Origin of the sequence: Nostoc sp. DedSLP03 (assembly GCF_034530815.1) — a bacterium.
Taxonomy (GTDB): Bacteria; Cyanobacteriota; Cyanobacteriia; order Cyanobacteriales; family Nostocaceae; genus Nostoc.
Genome location: NZ_JAVRCK010000038.1, coordinates 31,577 through 47,669 on the forward strand (window position 1 = coordinate 31,577; position 16,093 = coordinate 47,669).

Here is a 16,093-nt window from a genome sequence, read left to right on the forward strand (position 1 = left end):
ATGATATCTGCCACTAATTAAACATCAATAAATCTTTGTGTAGTGAATGCACTAAAAGTTTTGGTGGGGATCTTAAAACATTCACCAGTCGGACTCTAATTTAATTTTGAATTATGATTTCTGGCTGTTGAATTATTTTCTAATAAATTAGTTCTAATAAATATGGATAACCATCAAGTTCAGCTACCAAAAGCAAATATTCTTGTTGTTGATGATACACCCGATAATCTGCGACTTTTATCCGCTATGCTAACTCAGGTTGGCTATGAAATTCGGAGAGTTATTAACGGACAAACAGCTTTGAAAACAGCACAAGCTGCACCGCCCGATTTAATTTTGCTTGACATCATGATGCCAGAAATGAATGGTTATGAAGTCTGTCAACATTTGAAAGCCTCAGAGAAAACCCGCGATATTCCGGTGATTTTTATTAGCGCCTTGGATGAAGTTTTTGACAAAGTTAAAGCTTTTGCAGTTGGGGGAGTGGATTATATTACCAAACCTTTTAGTGAAGAAGAGGTTTTTGCCCGTGTAGAAAATAACTTGACTATCGGCAGGTTGCAAAAACAACTGACCCAGCAAAATATACTTTTGCAGCAGGAAATTAGCGATCGCCAAAAGGCAGAATCAGCACTGCGCCTCAGTCAGTTTTATTTAGATAAATTTAAGGATTCTATTTTTTTTGTAAATTCGGATGCCCAGCTTGTCTACGTGAATGAAGCCGCCTGTCGTCATCTTGGCTACTCCCGCGCACAATTACTGACCATGACTGTTTACGATATAGATCCAAATTTTTCGACGATTACTTGGCGATCGCATTGGGAAGAAGTTAGACAAAAAGGCTCTCTCACTTTTAAGTCTAGTCAACGAACTCAAGATGGTCAGGACATAACCGTAGAAATAACTGTCAATTATCTAGAGTTAAACGGACAGGAGTACCATTGCGCTAGTGTCCGCGATATCATCTCCTAAGAGACTTCCAATTAAAAAAATATTCCATCGCTTTGAAGGCAGGGGAGCAGGGGGCGAGAAAGTCGTTTTGATGAACGGGAAATGGGATAATTTATTTTCTGGAAGTCCCTTAATAACATCATTTCAGCAAACCGCTAAAGTATTTTATATCAAAAGTTCTCTAAATGAATAAGTAGTCTGAGATTGCTAGAATAGACCTTTAGTCAAGATTTCTAATCTAAAACTGCTAACACAGGTGGAAAAATAGATTTTTTCTGACGTTACTGACATTTTTTACATAAATTAATAAAACTTTGACAGCAAAATTCCTGACAAATTATGACTTTTTCATGCTGTTAAAAAGTGAGTGATTCACTAAATTAAAGGTATGGTCAAAGTAAACTTCAATCCAAAACCTCAAAAAGGTCTAATAAGTAGAAGCAGAAGGGAAAACCCCAACAGTAACAGGTTCTTCTGATTTGCATTTTACATTTAATTATTTCCTCTTACTGAGTTGATTATGTGGATTGAATTGAATCAACGAACAAAAGTGTATTGCCCATTGCAACCATGCTGTTATCATCTCTGATATCTCACAAATAATCATAGATAGCATCGAAATGCTTGGCTACTGCATCAAGTCTGCAAAGTATGCCTAAAAAAAATACTTCAGGGAAGAAAAGAAGATGCGAAAAAATAGTATAAACCAAGATTTTATCCCGCCTGAAGAAGCAATCCATCTCTGTATTCAGGCATCTGAGCAAGGAAATATAGATAGCATTGCGGTTGAAACCGATCGGGTGAGCAACAGCTCTTTAACTGTAAAAGATGTTACTACTGATTTAGGCATTCAGAGTCATTCACTACCAGTAAACCAGGAAGTCAGGTGTCCGTTGTCTAGCATTTCAGCTAAGGAGAAGCTAAATGAACAGCTAACATCCTTAGTTACCCAAGCTCGTAGACATTCACCTGGAAGCCGTCAACGTCAGAAGTTGCTCACGCAAATCATTCGTTTGACACAAGGTAAACTCTGGAAGGAAAATACTCCCTACTATCAAGACGCACTGCAACAAACTTGGTTGTATTTCTGTCGCAATGTTTGTGATGGTCTGACAGGTCAAGCCTATGACTCCACTCAAGGTAGTGTAATTAATTGGCTGGATGCTTACCTAAAACGCAGACTACAAGACTTTTATCTCAACCAAAACCGGGAAAAAGCCACAACAGTCTCCTTTGGAGTTCGTCAGTCTAAGTCAGGTGAAATTGGTGAAACTATTGACCCGATAGATAATATACCAGCTACCCCCCAAGCACCTCCCATTTTGGAAAACCTGGAGACATGGGTGGAGACAGACTCGGATATGGAACTACGTAGTACTCACATTAAAGGGCGTCCAGACGTAAATTGTCAGGTATTAATTCTCAAACGCTTACCCCCGGAAGTTAGCTGGAAAGAATTATCTAAAGACTTTGGGCTGTCAATTGCGACATTAAGCAGTTTTTATCAACGTCAGTGTCTACCACGGTTGCGGAAATATGCTGAGATAGAGGATTTATTCTAAATGCTATTTGGGCATGAACAAATAAGTACTACTAGCGTACTCTCTCTAAAAGAACCTTCTAATAATGTCCATCCCAAACCTGGTACTTTAATAACTTAAATCGACTGAAAGAAAATAACAGTAATTAGACCAACTATTCCAGCAATCAAACCGGCACAAAAGAAGTAGAAAAACAATTCAAAACTTGCTTGAATATTTTGGGTACATCTGAAATAAAATATTGCCCAAATCGCTCCAAGCATTCCTAAAATTACTATTGGAGTCGTTACGATTGCTATGATAGTTTGAGTTTTCATTTATATATGTATAGTATTATGAACCGTAAAAGTTTCTAGTTAAACACATAACAGTAACGATCGGAATTCGACAAAACATAAAATAAATACGCACGAATAGAGCTAAAAACACGTATTTATCCAGAAATGATTATGAATAAAATCTGATGAAAATCAATCCTCCTAAAACTGCTCCTAAAATAATGCCTATAATCCAGAAAATTAAAATACAAAAGAACCAGGCGAAGCCTTCAGAGCCAATAAAGATAGAACCTGGTGCTTCTTTAGATACCCTCGAACCAACTAAATAACCAATAAAAGCACCAATTATTCCACCAAGCAATCCTCCCAAAAATGAGTAGAAAAATAACTTGAGAGTTACTTGAAGATTTTGGCTATACAGTAGATAAATTATTGCCCAGAGCGATCCTATGATTGCTGAGATTACTACTGATACTATTATATAAAAAATTATCCCTTTCATCACTTTTTTGCGGTCTTAGCTATGGGTAAACATATAAGGTTAAGACTTAATAGGTAAACATATAAGTTTTGTAGGTTGGGTGCAGCGATTGCGTAACCCAACATAAAATTTGGTGGTAATGTTGGGTTGCGTTTCACTCCACCCAACCTACAAAATATATTTTTTCTTGCGGTTCTTCAGAAAATTCTAGACAGTGATAGCGAAGCAGCGTTTCTTGCAAATTGCGAATTAGTATTATGGTTGATGTAGTAATTGCTTTGAGGTCACTGAACAGTGTTTTTTATACTCGAAAGTCACCATCGCCAATCCCAAAACAACTATCAATGCCCAACCGAATGCGCCTAGAAAAAATAATCTTTGAAATCTAGCTGCTTTTTGCTCTTGAACTAGTCTAGCTTTAACTTCTTTTGTTCGTTCTGCTTCTAACCATGTCTCAACTTCTCGCCGATCGCATTCTTGGCTAGCTGCTAAAAACTGATAATCTAAATCGCTTAAGCTTTTGCCTTGTGACCAAGCTAGAGCTTCATGTAAAGCTGTCCCGCGTAATAGTCGGGAATGATCGCAGCGATCTGAGGCTACCCAAGCGTTGAATGCTTGAGAGTATGGTCGTAATTTTGCTAATTGTTTTTCTACCCAAGATTGATTGAAAACCTCTTCATAAATCCGATTCTTTACTATTAGTTGCCCTTGCTGCTTGGTTACTAACCCCGACAACAGCAGTTCTATTTGTTCTTCTCCTTCATCACTAGCTACCTGAATACCTTGTAAAATTTGCTGGTACATTCCCAGCAAACCTCCAGCACGCTGCTCATTTATCAGCAGGCGATCGCGGATTGTTTTCAAATGCTCTGGATCGTCTTTTGCTTCCCATTTCTCAATAATATGGGTTTGCACTAGTTTTTCTAGAATTAACAAGGGAAATTGGTAATAAAAATTTATCAGATGTTGATTGATAATCGGTAAATGATTATCCAATTTATAACGCTCATCAACTTCTATACTTCTGTGATCTTCAACATTTTTACTTCCAGAGTTTCTTTCTTGTACCACTATCTGACATAGTTTTTGAGTCAGAAATGGCTGCCCATTTGTCCAAGCTAAAATTTCTTTGAGGACTGCCATCGGATTAGCTACTTTATTTTCTAAACCTGCCGCTAATGGCTGAACTTCCGATAACTTAAAGCCGTGTAGTTCAATAGATTTACCAATATTAAATGGGGTACAGTTGCGATCGGCAATCAAATCTGAAGGGGTTGCGACTCCGAACAGCGCCCAAGTTAGACGGTTATATTCTGGATTTTCGGCTCGTTGATTGTAGCATGAGCGAATTAAAGTAAAAAAATCGACTACTGGGAAGTTTAAACCTAAAACACTATCAATTTCATCAATAAAAATGAATATTTTTGCAGTTTTTAGTTCAACTAACAAAATGTCTTCAACAAACTGGCTCAATCGCTGTAATGCAGGTAAATCTTCACGCTCCGACCACCAAGCTTTGATATTAACTTTGCTAAAGAGATTAAAGCTCCTTAATAAGTCAACTACTATGCCCTTATACCATTGAGCAGGAGTAATATTGCCGTTGCCGATCCGAGTCATATCGATAGAAGCACAACTGTAGCCTGCTTGTTCTAATTTATGTCTTGTTTGTAACCGCAAACTAGATTTACCCATTTGTCGGGAACTAAATACATAACAAAATTCCCCTTGAATTAAAGCATTATAAAGTTCAAAGTCAGCCTGCCGTTCTACATAGCTAGGAGCATCGACTTTGAGACTACCGCCAATTTGATATTCATATTTATTCATAGCGTTTAGGTTAATTGCTCTCGGAAATACAGCTGATATAACTCACAGCTAGGCATTGCCTGATTTCCTTCAAGTTTTATCAGACCCATACTTTCTAATTTATAAGCAGCGATCGCTTCTAGTTGTACACTTGTGGGAGAGGTAACTACCCGTTTGAGTGCGATCGCAAGTTCTGGATGTTCTTGGAGATTGGCTAGATGATGGCGTAAATAGTTGCTATAAATACCGGCAATTGTGGGAGCCTCTTGTAATAGCTGCTCTAGGGTTACTGTTTGATTTCCCAGGTTATAAAGAGCCAGACGAGCTAAATAAGGATGACCGCCAATCATCGCTCGTAGCAAAGCCAGCTTTTCCAATCCTTTCTCACCTTTAGCCCAATCCAATCCATGACGCACTGCCAAATCCTGCATCTGCTCTAAACTAAATTCTGATAACTTAATCGGCAATCCCACATTGAAAGGTGATTGATTAATATCTAGTGGGATATAAGCTTCTGTGGCATGAACTACTACTAATCGCAGTTTTTGCCAGATTTCTAATTCGGAAGCATCCTCATACCAAGAACGCAGTAGCGGTAGAAAATCTTTAGAGATTTCTGGATACTCGAAAATTCGATTCACTTCATCCAAAGCTAAGACTACCGGAGCGTCGATTTTTTCTAGCAAATACTCCTGTAAATACAATGTGCAGCTAACTTTGCTACCAATATCTTCATCCCAATAATCATCTAGTCTGATTTCTAGGTTCAACTGCCGACTGACGTTAGCACAAAACCAGCGTAAGAATTTTTCCAAGCTAGTGAAAACTTGACTATCTGCCCTCTGTAAACCGATTTGTACAGTGTGTACCCCAGTCTGTTTGGCATGAGTCAGAATTCTGTGCATTAGGGAGGTTTTTCCCATTTTGCTGGGGGCTTTGATTCTGATTAGGCTTCCAGGTTTATTGATTTCGGTATAGGTGCGTTCTTCAATTGGCGGACGTTCTATGTAAAAAAAGGAATTTAGGGGCACTGAGCCACCAGGATTTTCTAAAAAGTCGGGATTAGAGACTGGGGTTTTTCTCTCGTCTTGTTTTTCGATTACCAAAGAAGACGCTGATATTCCATCTTTGGCTCTGTTTGTTGGCTGAGACTGTCTCAAGACTGCTGGCACAGGTTGTAGTTTTTCTGACAAAACGCTATTTTGCGTAGGCAAAGCCCGCTGGAGGCCTCGCCGTCTCAATACTGAGCGAAAATTACTTTTTGTCACCTCTTCCCCGAAAGCTTGTGAAAGTAACTTCCATAACTTAGAACCAACATCTTTTATATAATTGGCATCGTAACCACAGCTTTCGGCGATATCTGGATAAGTTTGTCCTTCCCAAGCTTTACGAAATATGATTTCTTGAACATCACTTAAGCCATGTTCAAGAAATGTATCTAAAATTACTAGTGCTTCTTCTATATTCATTTTTAAAAAGAATAAAGTTTGTTTTAAATAAGACTTTAGCGGAATTTTTCAGACTTTTTTCAGTATTTACTTAAATTTAAACAGTTAACTTTATTTTTGCCTGCGATTTTCAGGTCTTAAGGAATATCAAAAAATAAATTATCCAATACTCCAATAAATGTATTGAGGGTTAGCGACAGCGTAACGTACTCGGTACAATTTACATATAGCTATCGTTCCGTGCTTGGTTGTTCTAATCAGCACTCTAATGGGATCGATAGCTTTCTTGTGAATTAGACTTCTTGGCATTTGTCGGGAAAAGGGTAAGGGGGAAAGGAATAACAAAAAACCTTTAACCTTTAACCTTTCCCCTTTACCCACAAAAGTGCAAAAGTCACTTTTGCAAGAGGTCTATTGTCTCAATTAAAAACTGTCTGGAGTATTGCTCTATTGTATTTGCAGTTTATTTCTCGTTCCCAGATTGGAATCTAGGAACACGAGTAACGAGTGTAAGTAGGAGATGATTATGCCGAGATGGAACGCAGAGAAAAAACAAGCGTATCGAACCGAGGTAATTCAACGCATCACCGCAGCGATGCCCTCAGTAATGCAGGAATATGCTTCAATTAATTGGCAAGAGGAACTCAAAGGCTACCATACTGAGCATGAATATTACCCTGACTATATCCACGCTCCCATTCATGGGTCAACTGATTCCTACACTAACCCTCAGTCGTGTTTAGCCTGGGATGCTGCGATGGATGCGATTATTCCCCTCAGCCACAATGTTAGTTGTCAGCAGTTGCGCCAGACAATGGCTGAACTAATTCCTGAAGACGCTCAAATTGAGACGGTGCTAGAGCTTGGTGCAGGTACGGCTGGTGGAGCGCTGGCACTGGCACAGCGATTTTCACAGGCTACTTTTCGCATTACTGATGTTTCACCTTATATGCTGGTGATTAGTCAGCACAAATTTAGCAAGGCTGGATTGAGTGAGCGGGCATCGTTCGAGCAGGTGGATGCTCGTAACACTGGCTACCCTGACAACTCCTTCGATCTTGTCACATCATCACTACTCTTTCACGAGACACCTAAAGAGTGGACTCCTAAGATTCTGAAGGAGATGTACCGGATTACCAAACCCGGAGGCTGGGTACTATATGCTGATACTTATCGGGGTGAATACGCCCTGAGTGCTTCTTTTCAAGAACCGTGGTTGGATGACTTTATCCATTTCAACTTCGAGTACGAGTTTGCGAAAGCAGGTTTTACAGAACTCAATTACATCCGCTATGCCGTGGGTTTGTGGTATATGGTTGGCCGAAAGCTAGAAATGTGATGAAGAAAAAACAATAGACCTCTTGCAAAAATCTCTAACACCCCACCCCCAATCCCTCCCCGCTCTTCGGGAGGGGAGACAAAGCGTAGCTTTGGCGGGGTGGGGTTCTTTCTTATTTTTGATTTATGCAAGAGGTCTAATGACAACAGAAGTTGGCGTTGTCCTCTAGACAGTCCTGAAGCTCGTGTTCAAAGCAGCTACGTAAACAAAGTTATTTTCAAGATAGTGTCGTTTACTAGACCTCTTGCAAAAATCCTTGAATCACCCCTCCCCAACCCTCCCCTTATAAAGGGGAGGGAGCAAGATTTCAAGTTTCCCCTTTTTATAAGGGGGGATTAAGAGGGGTCTATTCGACTTATGCAAGAGGTTTACTGTACAAGTGCTGCTATAGCATAAGTAAATGCTACAAATTACTCAAGTTGCATTCAGGCGTAGGTTGATCGGCGCGATCGCTCTGCCAATTATCTTGTTATTGTCATTGTCAGGAGTTTCAATCTGGCAAATTAACCGCCTGCTTTGGGCTATGCAATGGGTTGACCACACCGATCGAGTAATTGCCCAAGCAAATAACTTACAAAAACTATTACTGGATCTGGAGACAGGAGTACGTGGATACCAGATCACAAGTGAGCCAGAATTTCTTAAACCTTATCAGCAAGCTAACTCTACCATTCATATTACTTTCGATCGGTTGGGCGATTTAGTTTCAGATAATCCCCAACAAAGTCAACGCTTAAGGCAAATTAAGGCAGAGCAAACAGTCTGGAAGAACTCTATTTCTCAAGCGATCGCCCGCAAACAAAAAGGTGAAGCTGAACCCCTATCAGCAATTAAGGTTCGCAAACAGCACATGGACGTAATGCGAAATCAAATTACTGATTTTATTGCTACTGAAGAGCAGCTACGGTATCAGCGCAACCAAGCAGTCCAACAGACTACTGAGCGAGTCATCTTTACTAGCATAATCCTGTCGCTTGCTGCTGGTGGCATCCTTGCCTTTTATATTCGACGGCAAATTACACATGTGTCTGACAATTACGAGAATGCTCTCAAAACTGCCCAAGTACAAACTAAAAATGTTCAGCTTTCTGCCCAAAGACTTGCTGCTTTACATAATATTGACAGAGCAATTCTAGCAGCTGAGTCGATTAAATCTCTAGTCCGAAGTGCGCTGACCCAAATGCGTCAGTTAGTACCCTATGAGCAAGCATTTGTTGCCCTATTTAATTTTGAGACAGGCACAGCTGAGATTGTTGCAGGCAGCAGCACTAAAGAATTACAACCGCTTGAAGGTACAAAGATGGCAGTATCAGACTTTGCGCCCAATCAAAGCTTGCGACAAAACCTTAGTTATGTTAAAGACTTGACAAATGTTGAGCTTTACCCAGCTATTTTAGCGCAGTTGCATTCGGCAGGAATGCGTTGTTGTTTGCGGATTCCGATGTTAGTTGAAGAAACGCTGCTCGGAGAACTCAACTTAGCGGCGACTCAGACAGCTGTTTTTGATGCTCAATCACAAGATGTTGTGATTGAGGTGGCGGCTCAGTTAGCCATCGCTATCCAACAATCTCTGCTACGCGAACAACTTCAAAATTACGCTTTGGAACTAGAACAGCGTGTTGCCGAACGCACTGCACAGTTGCAAGAAACAAATCAAGAGTTAAAAGCATTTACTTACACGATATCGCACGATTTACGCGCACCATTACGTACTATGCAAGGCTTTGCTCAGGCATTGCAAGAAGACTACACAGACAAACTAGACTCCGTTGGGCAAGAATACATTCAATATATTACAGAGGGTGCAGTCCAAATGGACACCCTAATTGCCGAACTCCTGGCATACAGCCGCCTCAGCCGTGCCCAAATTCAAATCCAAAAAGTTGATTTAACTGATGTTGTTGAGGAAGCTTTAAAACAACTCAGCAAAGAACTTCAAGAACAGCAAGCACAAGTTACGGTAGCAAAACCCTTGCCGCTAGTGATGGCTCATCGCTCTACGCTTATCCAGGTAGTAACCAATTTACTCAGCAATGCAATGAAATTTGTGCAGCCTGGAATACAGCCAAAAGTAGAAATCTATGCAGAGGAGCAGCAAGATTCGATACAATTGTCTATTGTAGACAACGGCATCGGCATTGCGCCAGAACATCAAGAGCGCATTTTTCGGGTGTTTGAACGACTGCATGGCGTTGAAATCTATCCAGGTACTGGTATTGGTTTAGCAATTGTCCGCAAAGGGTTAGAGCGAATGAGCGGTCGAGCCGGAGTAGAATCGCAATTAGGTACTGGTAGTCGCTTTTGGATTGCCCTGCCAAAAGCCCTTCCTCACAGTAATTATACGAATGACGCAAGTACTCCGCATTCTGATAATTGATGACAATCCAGGCGATCGCGCTTTAGTAATCCGAGAACTGAGGCGAGAATTTCCGCAATTTCAACCTCAAGAAATTCGCGAAGCCTCTAGCTTTGCTAGTGCATTAGCAGCAGGTGAATTCGATTTGGTTATTACCGACTATCAACTGGGCTGGAGTACTGGACTAGAAGTTTTATATACAATTAAGCAACAGTATCCCAACTGTCCAGTGATTATGTTTACTAATACAGGTAGTGAAGAAATTGCGGTAGAGGCAATGAAGTCTGGGCTAGATGATTATGTCCTCAAATTACCCAACCGCTACATTCGCATACCAGCTGCTGTGCGACTTGCATTAGAACGAGCAGAAATCAAACGACGAGCTAGCTTACTTGAAATCCGTCTTCAAGGTTTGCTCAACCAATTAAAAGTAGGTATATTTCGTACTTATCCAGATGGAAATTTTATTGAGTGTAACCCAGCGTTTCTGGAATTGTTGGGGCTGGATTCATTATTCCAAGCCTCAGCGATGAATCTATTGAACATCCATGAATACTACTCAATACTACAAAAACTGCCGCCATCTCAACAGCAAGAGCAAGAGATTCAATTACAACGAGCAGATGGAAGACCGATCTGGGTAGGATTAAGCATAGCCCTGAATGTCTTTGAGGGACAACAGGTACTAGATGGCTTAATTGAAGATATTACATCTCGTAAACAAGCTGAAATTGAAGTTCAGCAACTCAATCAAACCTTAGAGGAGCGAGTCAGGGAGCGTACTGCTGAATTAGAAGTAGCAAATCGATATTTAGCGCAGACAAATCAGCAATTAGCAGTGGCTAATCAAGATTTAGAAGCATTTAGTTATTCAATTTCCCACGATCTGCGAGAACCATTACGTGCTATCCAAGCGTTTGGTTCAATCCTCCTAGAAAATCAGGATAGGGAATCTAACCTAGAGAACCAACAAGACTATTTGCAGCGCATTATTACAAGTACACAGCAAGCAGACAAACTTGTTCAAGATTTGCTCGAATACAGTCGTCTCAGCCGGACTGAAATGCCATTACAACCTATTAACTTATCTTTATTGATGATACAAATACTGAGACAGCTAGAATTAGAGATAACACAGCGACAGGCGAGAGTGCAAGTTGAAGAGCCTTTAGCTGAAGTTACGGGAAACCCTACTATTTTGATTCAAGTAGTTACCAATTTGCTAACCAATGCAATTAAATTTGTTGCATCGGGAGTCCAACCTCAGTTACGGATATGGACTGAAAAACGTAATAAATTGGTTCGTTTATGGGTACAAGACAATGGCATTGGTATTAAGGAAACACACCACAAACGTATCTTTAATGTTTTTGAGCGCCTACACAGCTATGAAGTTTATCCTGGTAGTGGTATCGGTTTAGCAATTGTCCGCAAAGGAGTCGAACGTATGGGTGGACAAGTTGGTGTAGAATCCCAACCTGGACAAGGAAGCCGATTTTGGATAGATTTACCTATAGTTATAGATGTAAATCCCTAAAATTTTTTAGTCCTCTTGATTACGGGCAAACATAAAATTTTTTCTACGCTCTTAAATATTTGGTGCAAAACCCTTGCCCCACGCTTTGGGGCACACAGTAAGTTTTGAAAAACTGTCTTTCCCCCTGCCCCCTGCTCCTCCGCCTCCACCTCTGCCTCTGCCTTTAAAAACAAAAATTTCATGAGTAAAGAGCAAGACACTATTTTACTTGTAGAGGATAATCACAAAGATGTGCTGCTGCTGCAACGCGCGCTCCGCAAGGCTAACATTGTTAATCCAGTTCAGGTGGTAAATGATGGCGATGCAGCAGTGTTGTATCTGTCAGGGGAGGAACCTTATGGCGATCGCACTCGTTATCCCTTGCCTGTACTAATCTTGCTCGATCTAAAACTCCCGCGCAGATCCGGGGCTGAGGTTTTGATGTGGTTACGGCAACAACCAGAACTCAAGCGCTTACCGGTCGTAGTTCTCACCTCATCGAGAGAGTATGCCGACATCAATCATGTCTATGACATAGGTGTAAATGCTTACATAGTTAAACCAGTTATTTTTAACGAATTAGTAGAAATTGTTATAACCCTCAATCTCCACTGGATTATTTTTAACGAAAGACCGCAATTTTGAACTGTTTGAACGTTTTTTGGGCATTTTGGTCACTGTTACCCTTACGTAAATGTAATGTAGCTCAATGTTACGCATTCTTCTAATTGATGATAATTTGAACGATCGCCTACTGGCGATTCATGTACTAGAGCAAGAGTTTTTTGACCTCCAGTTTCACGAAATTGTTCAAGCAAAAGACTTGGAAGAAGCACTGGAGAAAGGACAGTTTGATTTAGTAATAACGGACTATCAATTACGCTGGAGTGATGGCTTAACCGCGATCCGGGCAATTAAAAACCGTTATCCTGATTGCCCAGTAATAATGTTTACCAGTAGTGGTACTCAGGAAGTTGCCGTTGAAGCGATGAAATCGGGATTGGAAGATTACATCATTAAATCTCCTAAGCACTATGTTCGATTACCCGTAGCAGTCCGCCGAGCAATAGAGCGGACTGAAACTCAACGTAAAGCAGTCAGGCTAGAATCACGCTTTCAAACTTTGCTGAATAATTTAAATGTAGGAATTTATCGCTTAACGACAGATGGTATTTTACTCGAAGGTAATCCCGCATTTCTGCGGCTGTTAGGTTTAAATTCTCTAACTGAAATTCCAGCAAGTCAAACCCTTGAGCCTTATTTCCAACCATTGGACTATGCCCAAGTTCTCAACCAATTAAAGCAAAATAGCGAAATCCGCGATCGCGAAATGCAATTGCAACGAGCGAATGGTAGTTTAATTTGGGTGCGAATTAGTACAACTTTTACCCAAGTAGATGGTACAACCGTTATTGACGGCTTAATAGAAGATATTAGCGAGCGCAAACAAGCACAAAAAGCTCTACACCAAAGTGAGGAACGCGCACAGCTTGCCGTTAACATCAGTCGGCTTGGAACTTGGCATTATGACCCCAATACGAACCTCGTCGAGTTGGACAAGCGAATGCGCGAGATTTGGGGCGAACCAGATGACACCGCGCTTATCCCTTTGCCGATGGTAATAGAGCGCATCCACCCAGACGATCGCGAGCGTGTAGTCAACACTATCAGCAATGCGCTCGACCCGATGTCGGCAGGTACTTATGAAATTGACTATCGGATCGTGTGGAAGGATGGAACTGAGCGGTGGCTATTCGCTAATGGGCAGGTGCAATTAGAGGGAGAGGGAGTGTCCAAGCAAGCGGTTGGGTTCCTGGGAACCGCACTCGACATCACCGAACGCAAACGAGCAGAGGAAAGGCTGCATCTGCTGTATGAAACGACCAGCGATTTACTAGCCACGGAACATCCCATGCAGCTGATGAATAACTTGTTTAACAAACTCTCAGCCCAGCTACAGTTGGATTGTTACTACAACTACATGGTCGAGGAAAAAGACCAGCAGCTAATGCTGCATCTGAATAACTATGGCGGAATCTCTGAGGCAGCGGCTCAGTTGCTCGAATGGATTGAAGTTGGTGAATATCTTTGCGGACTGGTGGCACAAGAGCGGCAGCAAATTGTCTTCGATCGCTCGCAAATCTCCACCCATCCCAACGCGCAGCTTGTCAACTCAATGGGCATCACGGCTTATGCTGGACAACCGTTGATTGTGCAGGGACGGTTACTGGGGACGCTCTCCTTTGCCAGCCGCACCCGCACCTGTTTTACTCCCGAAGAAATCGATCTGCTGCAATCCACCTGCGAGCAGATGGCGATCGCTATTGAGCGGGCAAATCTACTCGCTTCAATCCAGCAACACGCTCAACAATTGCAACAAGCCAACCGAATTAAAGATGAGTTTCTAGCAGTATTATCCCATGAGTTGCGATCGCCCCTGAATCCAATTCTAGGTTGGTCTAAGCTGCTCCAAACTTCTAAGCTTGACGAAGCCAAGACCGCTTATGCCCTGAGTGCGATCGAACGCAATGCTAAATTACAGTCCGAACTAATTGAAGACTTGCTAGATGTCTCCCGAATTCTGCAAGGCAAACTTAGCCTTCAGGTTTCCCCAGTGGATCTAGTATCGATCGTTCAAGCTGCAATGGAAACTGTACAGCTGGCTGCTGAAAGCAAGTCTATTCAAATTCAGGTGAAGCTTGAACCAAATGTCGGGCAAGTTTTGGGCGATCCAAATAGGTTACAGCAAGTGATTTGGAATCTCCTCTCGAACGCAATTAAGTTCACTGATGTCGGGGGACGAGTGGAGATCCATTTGAAACGAGTTAGCTCTTTTGCCGAAGTCACTGTTATCGATACAGGTCAAGGAATTCACCCTGACTTTCTCCCCTATGTGTTTGAATACTTCCGCCAAGCAGATAGTGCTACAACCAGAAAGTTTGGTGGACTGGGGTTAGGGTTGGCGATCGTCCGTCACTTAGTTGAGTTGCATGGCGGAACTGTTCGGGTAGAAAGTGCAGGTGAAAATCAGGGGACAACCTTTACTGTGAGACTTCCACTTATGGCAACTCCATCCCAGAAGAACGCAGACAGTAAACCGTCTGAGCCATCCCTAAATTTGCATGGCATCAAAGTTTTGGTGGTAGATGATAATGCAGATACACGGGAGTTTATTGCTTTCATGCTAGAGATGTATGGAGCGAATGTAACAACTGTCACCTCAGCCGTTGAAGCTCTCGCTACTTTAACCAAGTACAGAGCAGACGTGCTACTTAGCGATATTGGGATGCCAGAAATGGATGGCTATATGCTGGTACGCCAGCTGAGAGCCTTGCCCTACCAACAGGGCGGGAAGATTCCAGCGATCGCTTTAACAGCATTTGCTGGAGAAATTAACTATCAAAAGGCTATAGAAGCAGGTTTTCAAGACCATATTCCGAAGCCAATCGAGCCAGTAAAACTGGTTGAGGCGATCGCCGACTTGGTTAAACAGACCCAGTAGCGAACCAAAAATCACCATTGACGACACTACCAAACTTAACTAGCGATTCTGAGCTTTCCTATCGTATCCCCTTAATGCAGGTAAAATAATGAAGCGATCGCCCTGCAAACCTGATTATTTCTAATCTGTTTTACCCTTTCCCCTTTACCCTGGCGATCGCCCTCCAAACCTGATTATTTCTAATCTGGAAACCAACTGGAGACTCAAATGACCACAGCAACGATAGTAACACCACCAAAGGAATTACCCCTTCTGTTTGAGGGAATGACTTGGAGAGAGTTTAAAGCAGTTGAGCAATTGTTAGACCGTCCAGGATATCGACTCTCTTTTCTGGATGGAGTTCTGGAGATCCGACGAATGCCTGGAGAACCCCACGAAACTGTTAAAGAAAGGATCGGTGCTTTGTTGGAGCTTTACCTGCTTAAGGCAGGGTTCGACTTTACTCCAACTGGCTCAATGACTCTGGAAAGTGAAACAGTCGCTGTCAAGCGAGAGGCGGATAAATCTTATAAACTTGCTCCTGGTCGGATGCTACCCGATCTGGCGATCGAGGTGGTGTTTTCCAGTGGCGGCATCAACAAACTGGATGCATACAAGCGGTTGAAAATCAAGGAAGTGTGGTTTTGGGAAGATGGTGTCCTAGAAGTCTATCACCTGCGGGGAGAAGGCAATACACTTCACTATGAAAAAGTTTCTAATAGTGAAGAGGTCAAAGGAATCGATCTGGATTTGTTGTTACGTTGCATGAATATGGTGAATCACGTCGAGGCGCTCAAGACTTTTCAACAGGCACTCCAGAAATAGGCGATCGCACATACTTAACATACTTATGGGATATTTATGAGATGCTGGGTTTCACGCTTGAAAACTGC

Annotated in this window: 11 protein-coding genes; 8 read left to right on the plus strand and 3 right to left on the minus strand. The window is 41.8% G+C overall.

From position 1 onward, the window contains the following. Positions 1-162: 162 nt before the first annotated feature. Both RM368_RS19050 and RM368_RS19055 read left to right on the plus strand, forming a co-directional pair. Positions 163-972 (plus strand): response regulator, encoded by an 810-nt coding sequence (locus tag RM368_RS19050; protein WP_322695508.1) that lies wholly within the window; start codon positions 163-165, stop codon positions 970-972. An 881-nt stretch (positions 973-1,853) separates the two neighbouring features. Further along, positions 1,854-2,513, plus strand: a complete 660-nt coding sequence (locus RM368_RS19055) for a sigma-70 family RNA polymerase sigma factor (RefSeq protein ID WP_322695542.1) — start codon at positions 1,854-1,856, stop codon at positions 2,511-2,513. 426 nt (positions 2,514-2,939) lie between these two features. Here the strand turns inward: RM368_RS19055 and RM368_RS19060 are convergent, their stop codons facing one another. The 3 genes from RM368_RS19060 to RM368_RS19070 all read right to left on the minus strand — a co-directional run bounded on the left by RM368_RS19060 (position 2,940) and on the right by RM368_RS19070 (position 6,529). Continuing rightward, the gene (locus tag RM368_RS19060) at positions 2,940-3,272 is read right to left on the minus strand and encodes a hypothetical protein (protein WP_322695509.1); all 333 of its coding nucleotides are present in this window, start codon (positions 3,270-3,272) and stop codon (positions 2,940-2,942) included. Between the two features lie 234 nt (positions 3,273-3,506). Beyond that, complete coding sequence (locus RM368_RS19065) at positions 3,507-5,081, minus strand: AAA-like domain-containing protein (RefSeq protein WP_322695510.1); 1,575 nt, start codon at positions 5,079-5,081, stop codon at positions 3,507-3,509. Positions 5,082-5,086: 5 nt separating this feature from the next. Next, a complete protein-coding gene (locus RM368_RS19070) occupies positions 5,087-6,529 on the minus strand; it encodes an AAA-like domain-containing protein (protein ID WP_322695511.1) in 1,443 nt (480 codons plus the stop codon). A gap of 505 nt (positions 6,530-7,034) precedes the next feature. Between RM368_RS19070 and RM368_RS19075 the strand changes: the two genes are divergently transcribed. From RM368_RS19075 to RM368_RS19100, 6 genes are all read left to right on the plus strand, one after another. Beyond that, entirely contained in the window at positions 7,035-7,847 is an 813-nt protein-coding gene (locus RM368_RS19075) for a class I SAM-dependent methyltransferase (RefSeq protein ID WP_322695512.1), read from the plus strand. A 400-nt stretch (positions 7,848-8,247) separates the two neighbouring features. Further along, positions 8,248-10,224, plus strand: a complete 1,977-nt coding sequence (locus RM368_RS19080; RefSeq protein WP_322695513.1) for a CHASE3 domain-containing protein — start codon at positions 8,248-8,250, stop codon at positions 10,222-10,224. Continuing rightward, entirely contained in the window at positions 10,193-11,740 is a 1,548-nt protein-coding gene (locus tag RM368_RS19085) for a sensor histidine kinase (protein ID WP_322695514.1), read from the plus strand. Before RM368_RS19080 ends, RM368_RS19085 begins: the two co-directional genes overlap by 32 nt. Positions 11,741-11,920: 180 nt before the next feature. Beyond that, positions 11,921-12,364 (plus strand): response regulator, encoded by a 444-nt coding sequence (locus RM368_RS19090; protein ID WP_322695515.1) that lies wholly within the window; start codon positions 11,921-11,923, stop codon positions 12,362-12,364. A gap of 64 nt (positions 12,365-12,428) precedes the next feature. Next, the gene (locus RM368_RS19095; RefSeq protein WP_322695516.1) at positions 12,429-15,221 is read left to right on the plus strand and encodes a response regulator; all 2,793 of its coding nucleotides are present in this window, start codon (positions 12,429-12,431) and stop codon (positions 15,219-15,221) included. 207 nt (positions 15,222-15,428) lie between these two features. After that, the gene (locus RM368_RS19100) at positions 15,429-16,025 is read left to right on the plus strand and encodes a Uma2 family endonuclease (RefSeq protein ID WP_322695517.1); all 597 of its coding nucleotides are present in this window, start codon (positions 15,429-15,431) and stop codon (positions 16,023-16,025) included. Positions 16,026-16,093: the final 68 nt, after the last annotated feature.

Coding starts and splice junctions, on each gene's coding strand:
- RM368_RS19095 (WP_322695516.1), top strand. CDS start 12,429: ATGTTACGCATTCTTCTAATTGATGATAATTTGAACGATCGCCTACTG.
- RM368_RS19090 (WP_322695515.1), top strand. CDS start 11,921: ATGAGTAAAGAGCAAGACACTATTTTACTTGTAGAGGATAATCACAAA.
- RM368_RS19060 (WP_322695509.1), bottom strand. CDS start 3,272: ATGAAAGGGATAATTTTTTATATAATAGTATCAGTAGTAATCTCAGCA.
- RM368_RS19065 (WP_322695510.1), bottom strand. CDS start 5,081: ATGAATAAATATGAATATCAAATTGGCGGTAGTCTCAAAGTCGATGCT.
- RM368_RS19075 (WP_322695512.1), top strand. CDS start 7,035: ATGCCGAGATGGAACGCAGAGAAAAAACAAGCGTATCGAACCGAGGTA.
- RM368_RS19100 (WP_322695517.1), top strand. CDS start 15,429: ATGACCACAGCAACGATAGTAACACCACCAAAGGAATTACCCCTTCTG.
- RM368_RS19080 (WP_322695513.1), top strand. CDS start 8,248: ATGCTACAAATTACTCAAGTTGCATTCAGGCGTAGGTTGATCGGCGCG.
- RM368_RS19085 (WP_322695514.1), top strand. CDS start 10,193: ATGACGCAAGTACTCCGCATTCTGATAATTGATGACAATCCAGGCGAT.
- RM368_RS19070 (WP_322695511.1), bottom strand. CDS start 6,529: ATGAATATAGAAGAAGCACTAGTAATTTTAGATACATTTCTTGAACAT.
- RM368_RS19050 (WP_322695508.1), top strand. CDS start 163: ATGGATAACCATCAAGTTCAGCTACCAAAAGCAAATATTCTTGTTGTT.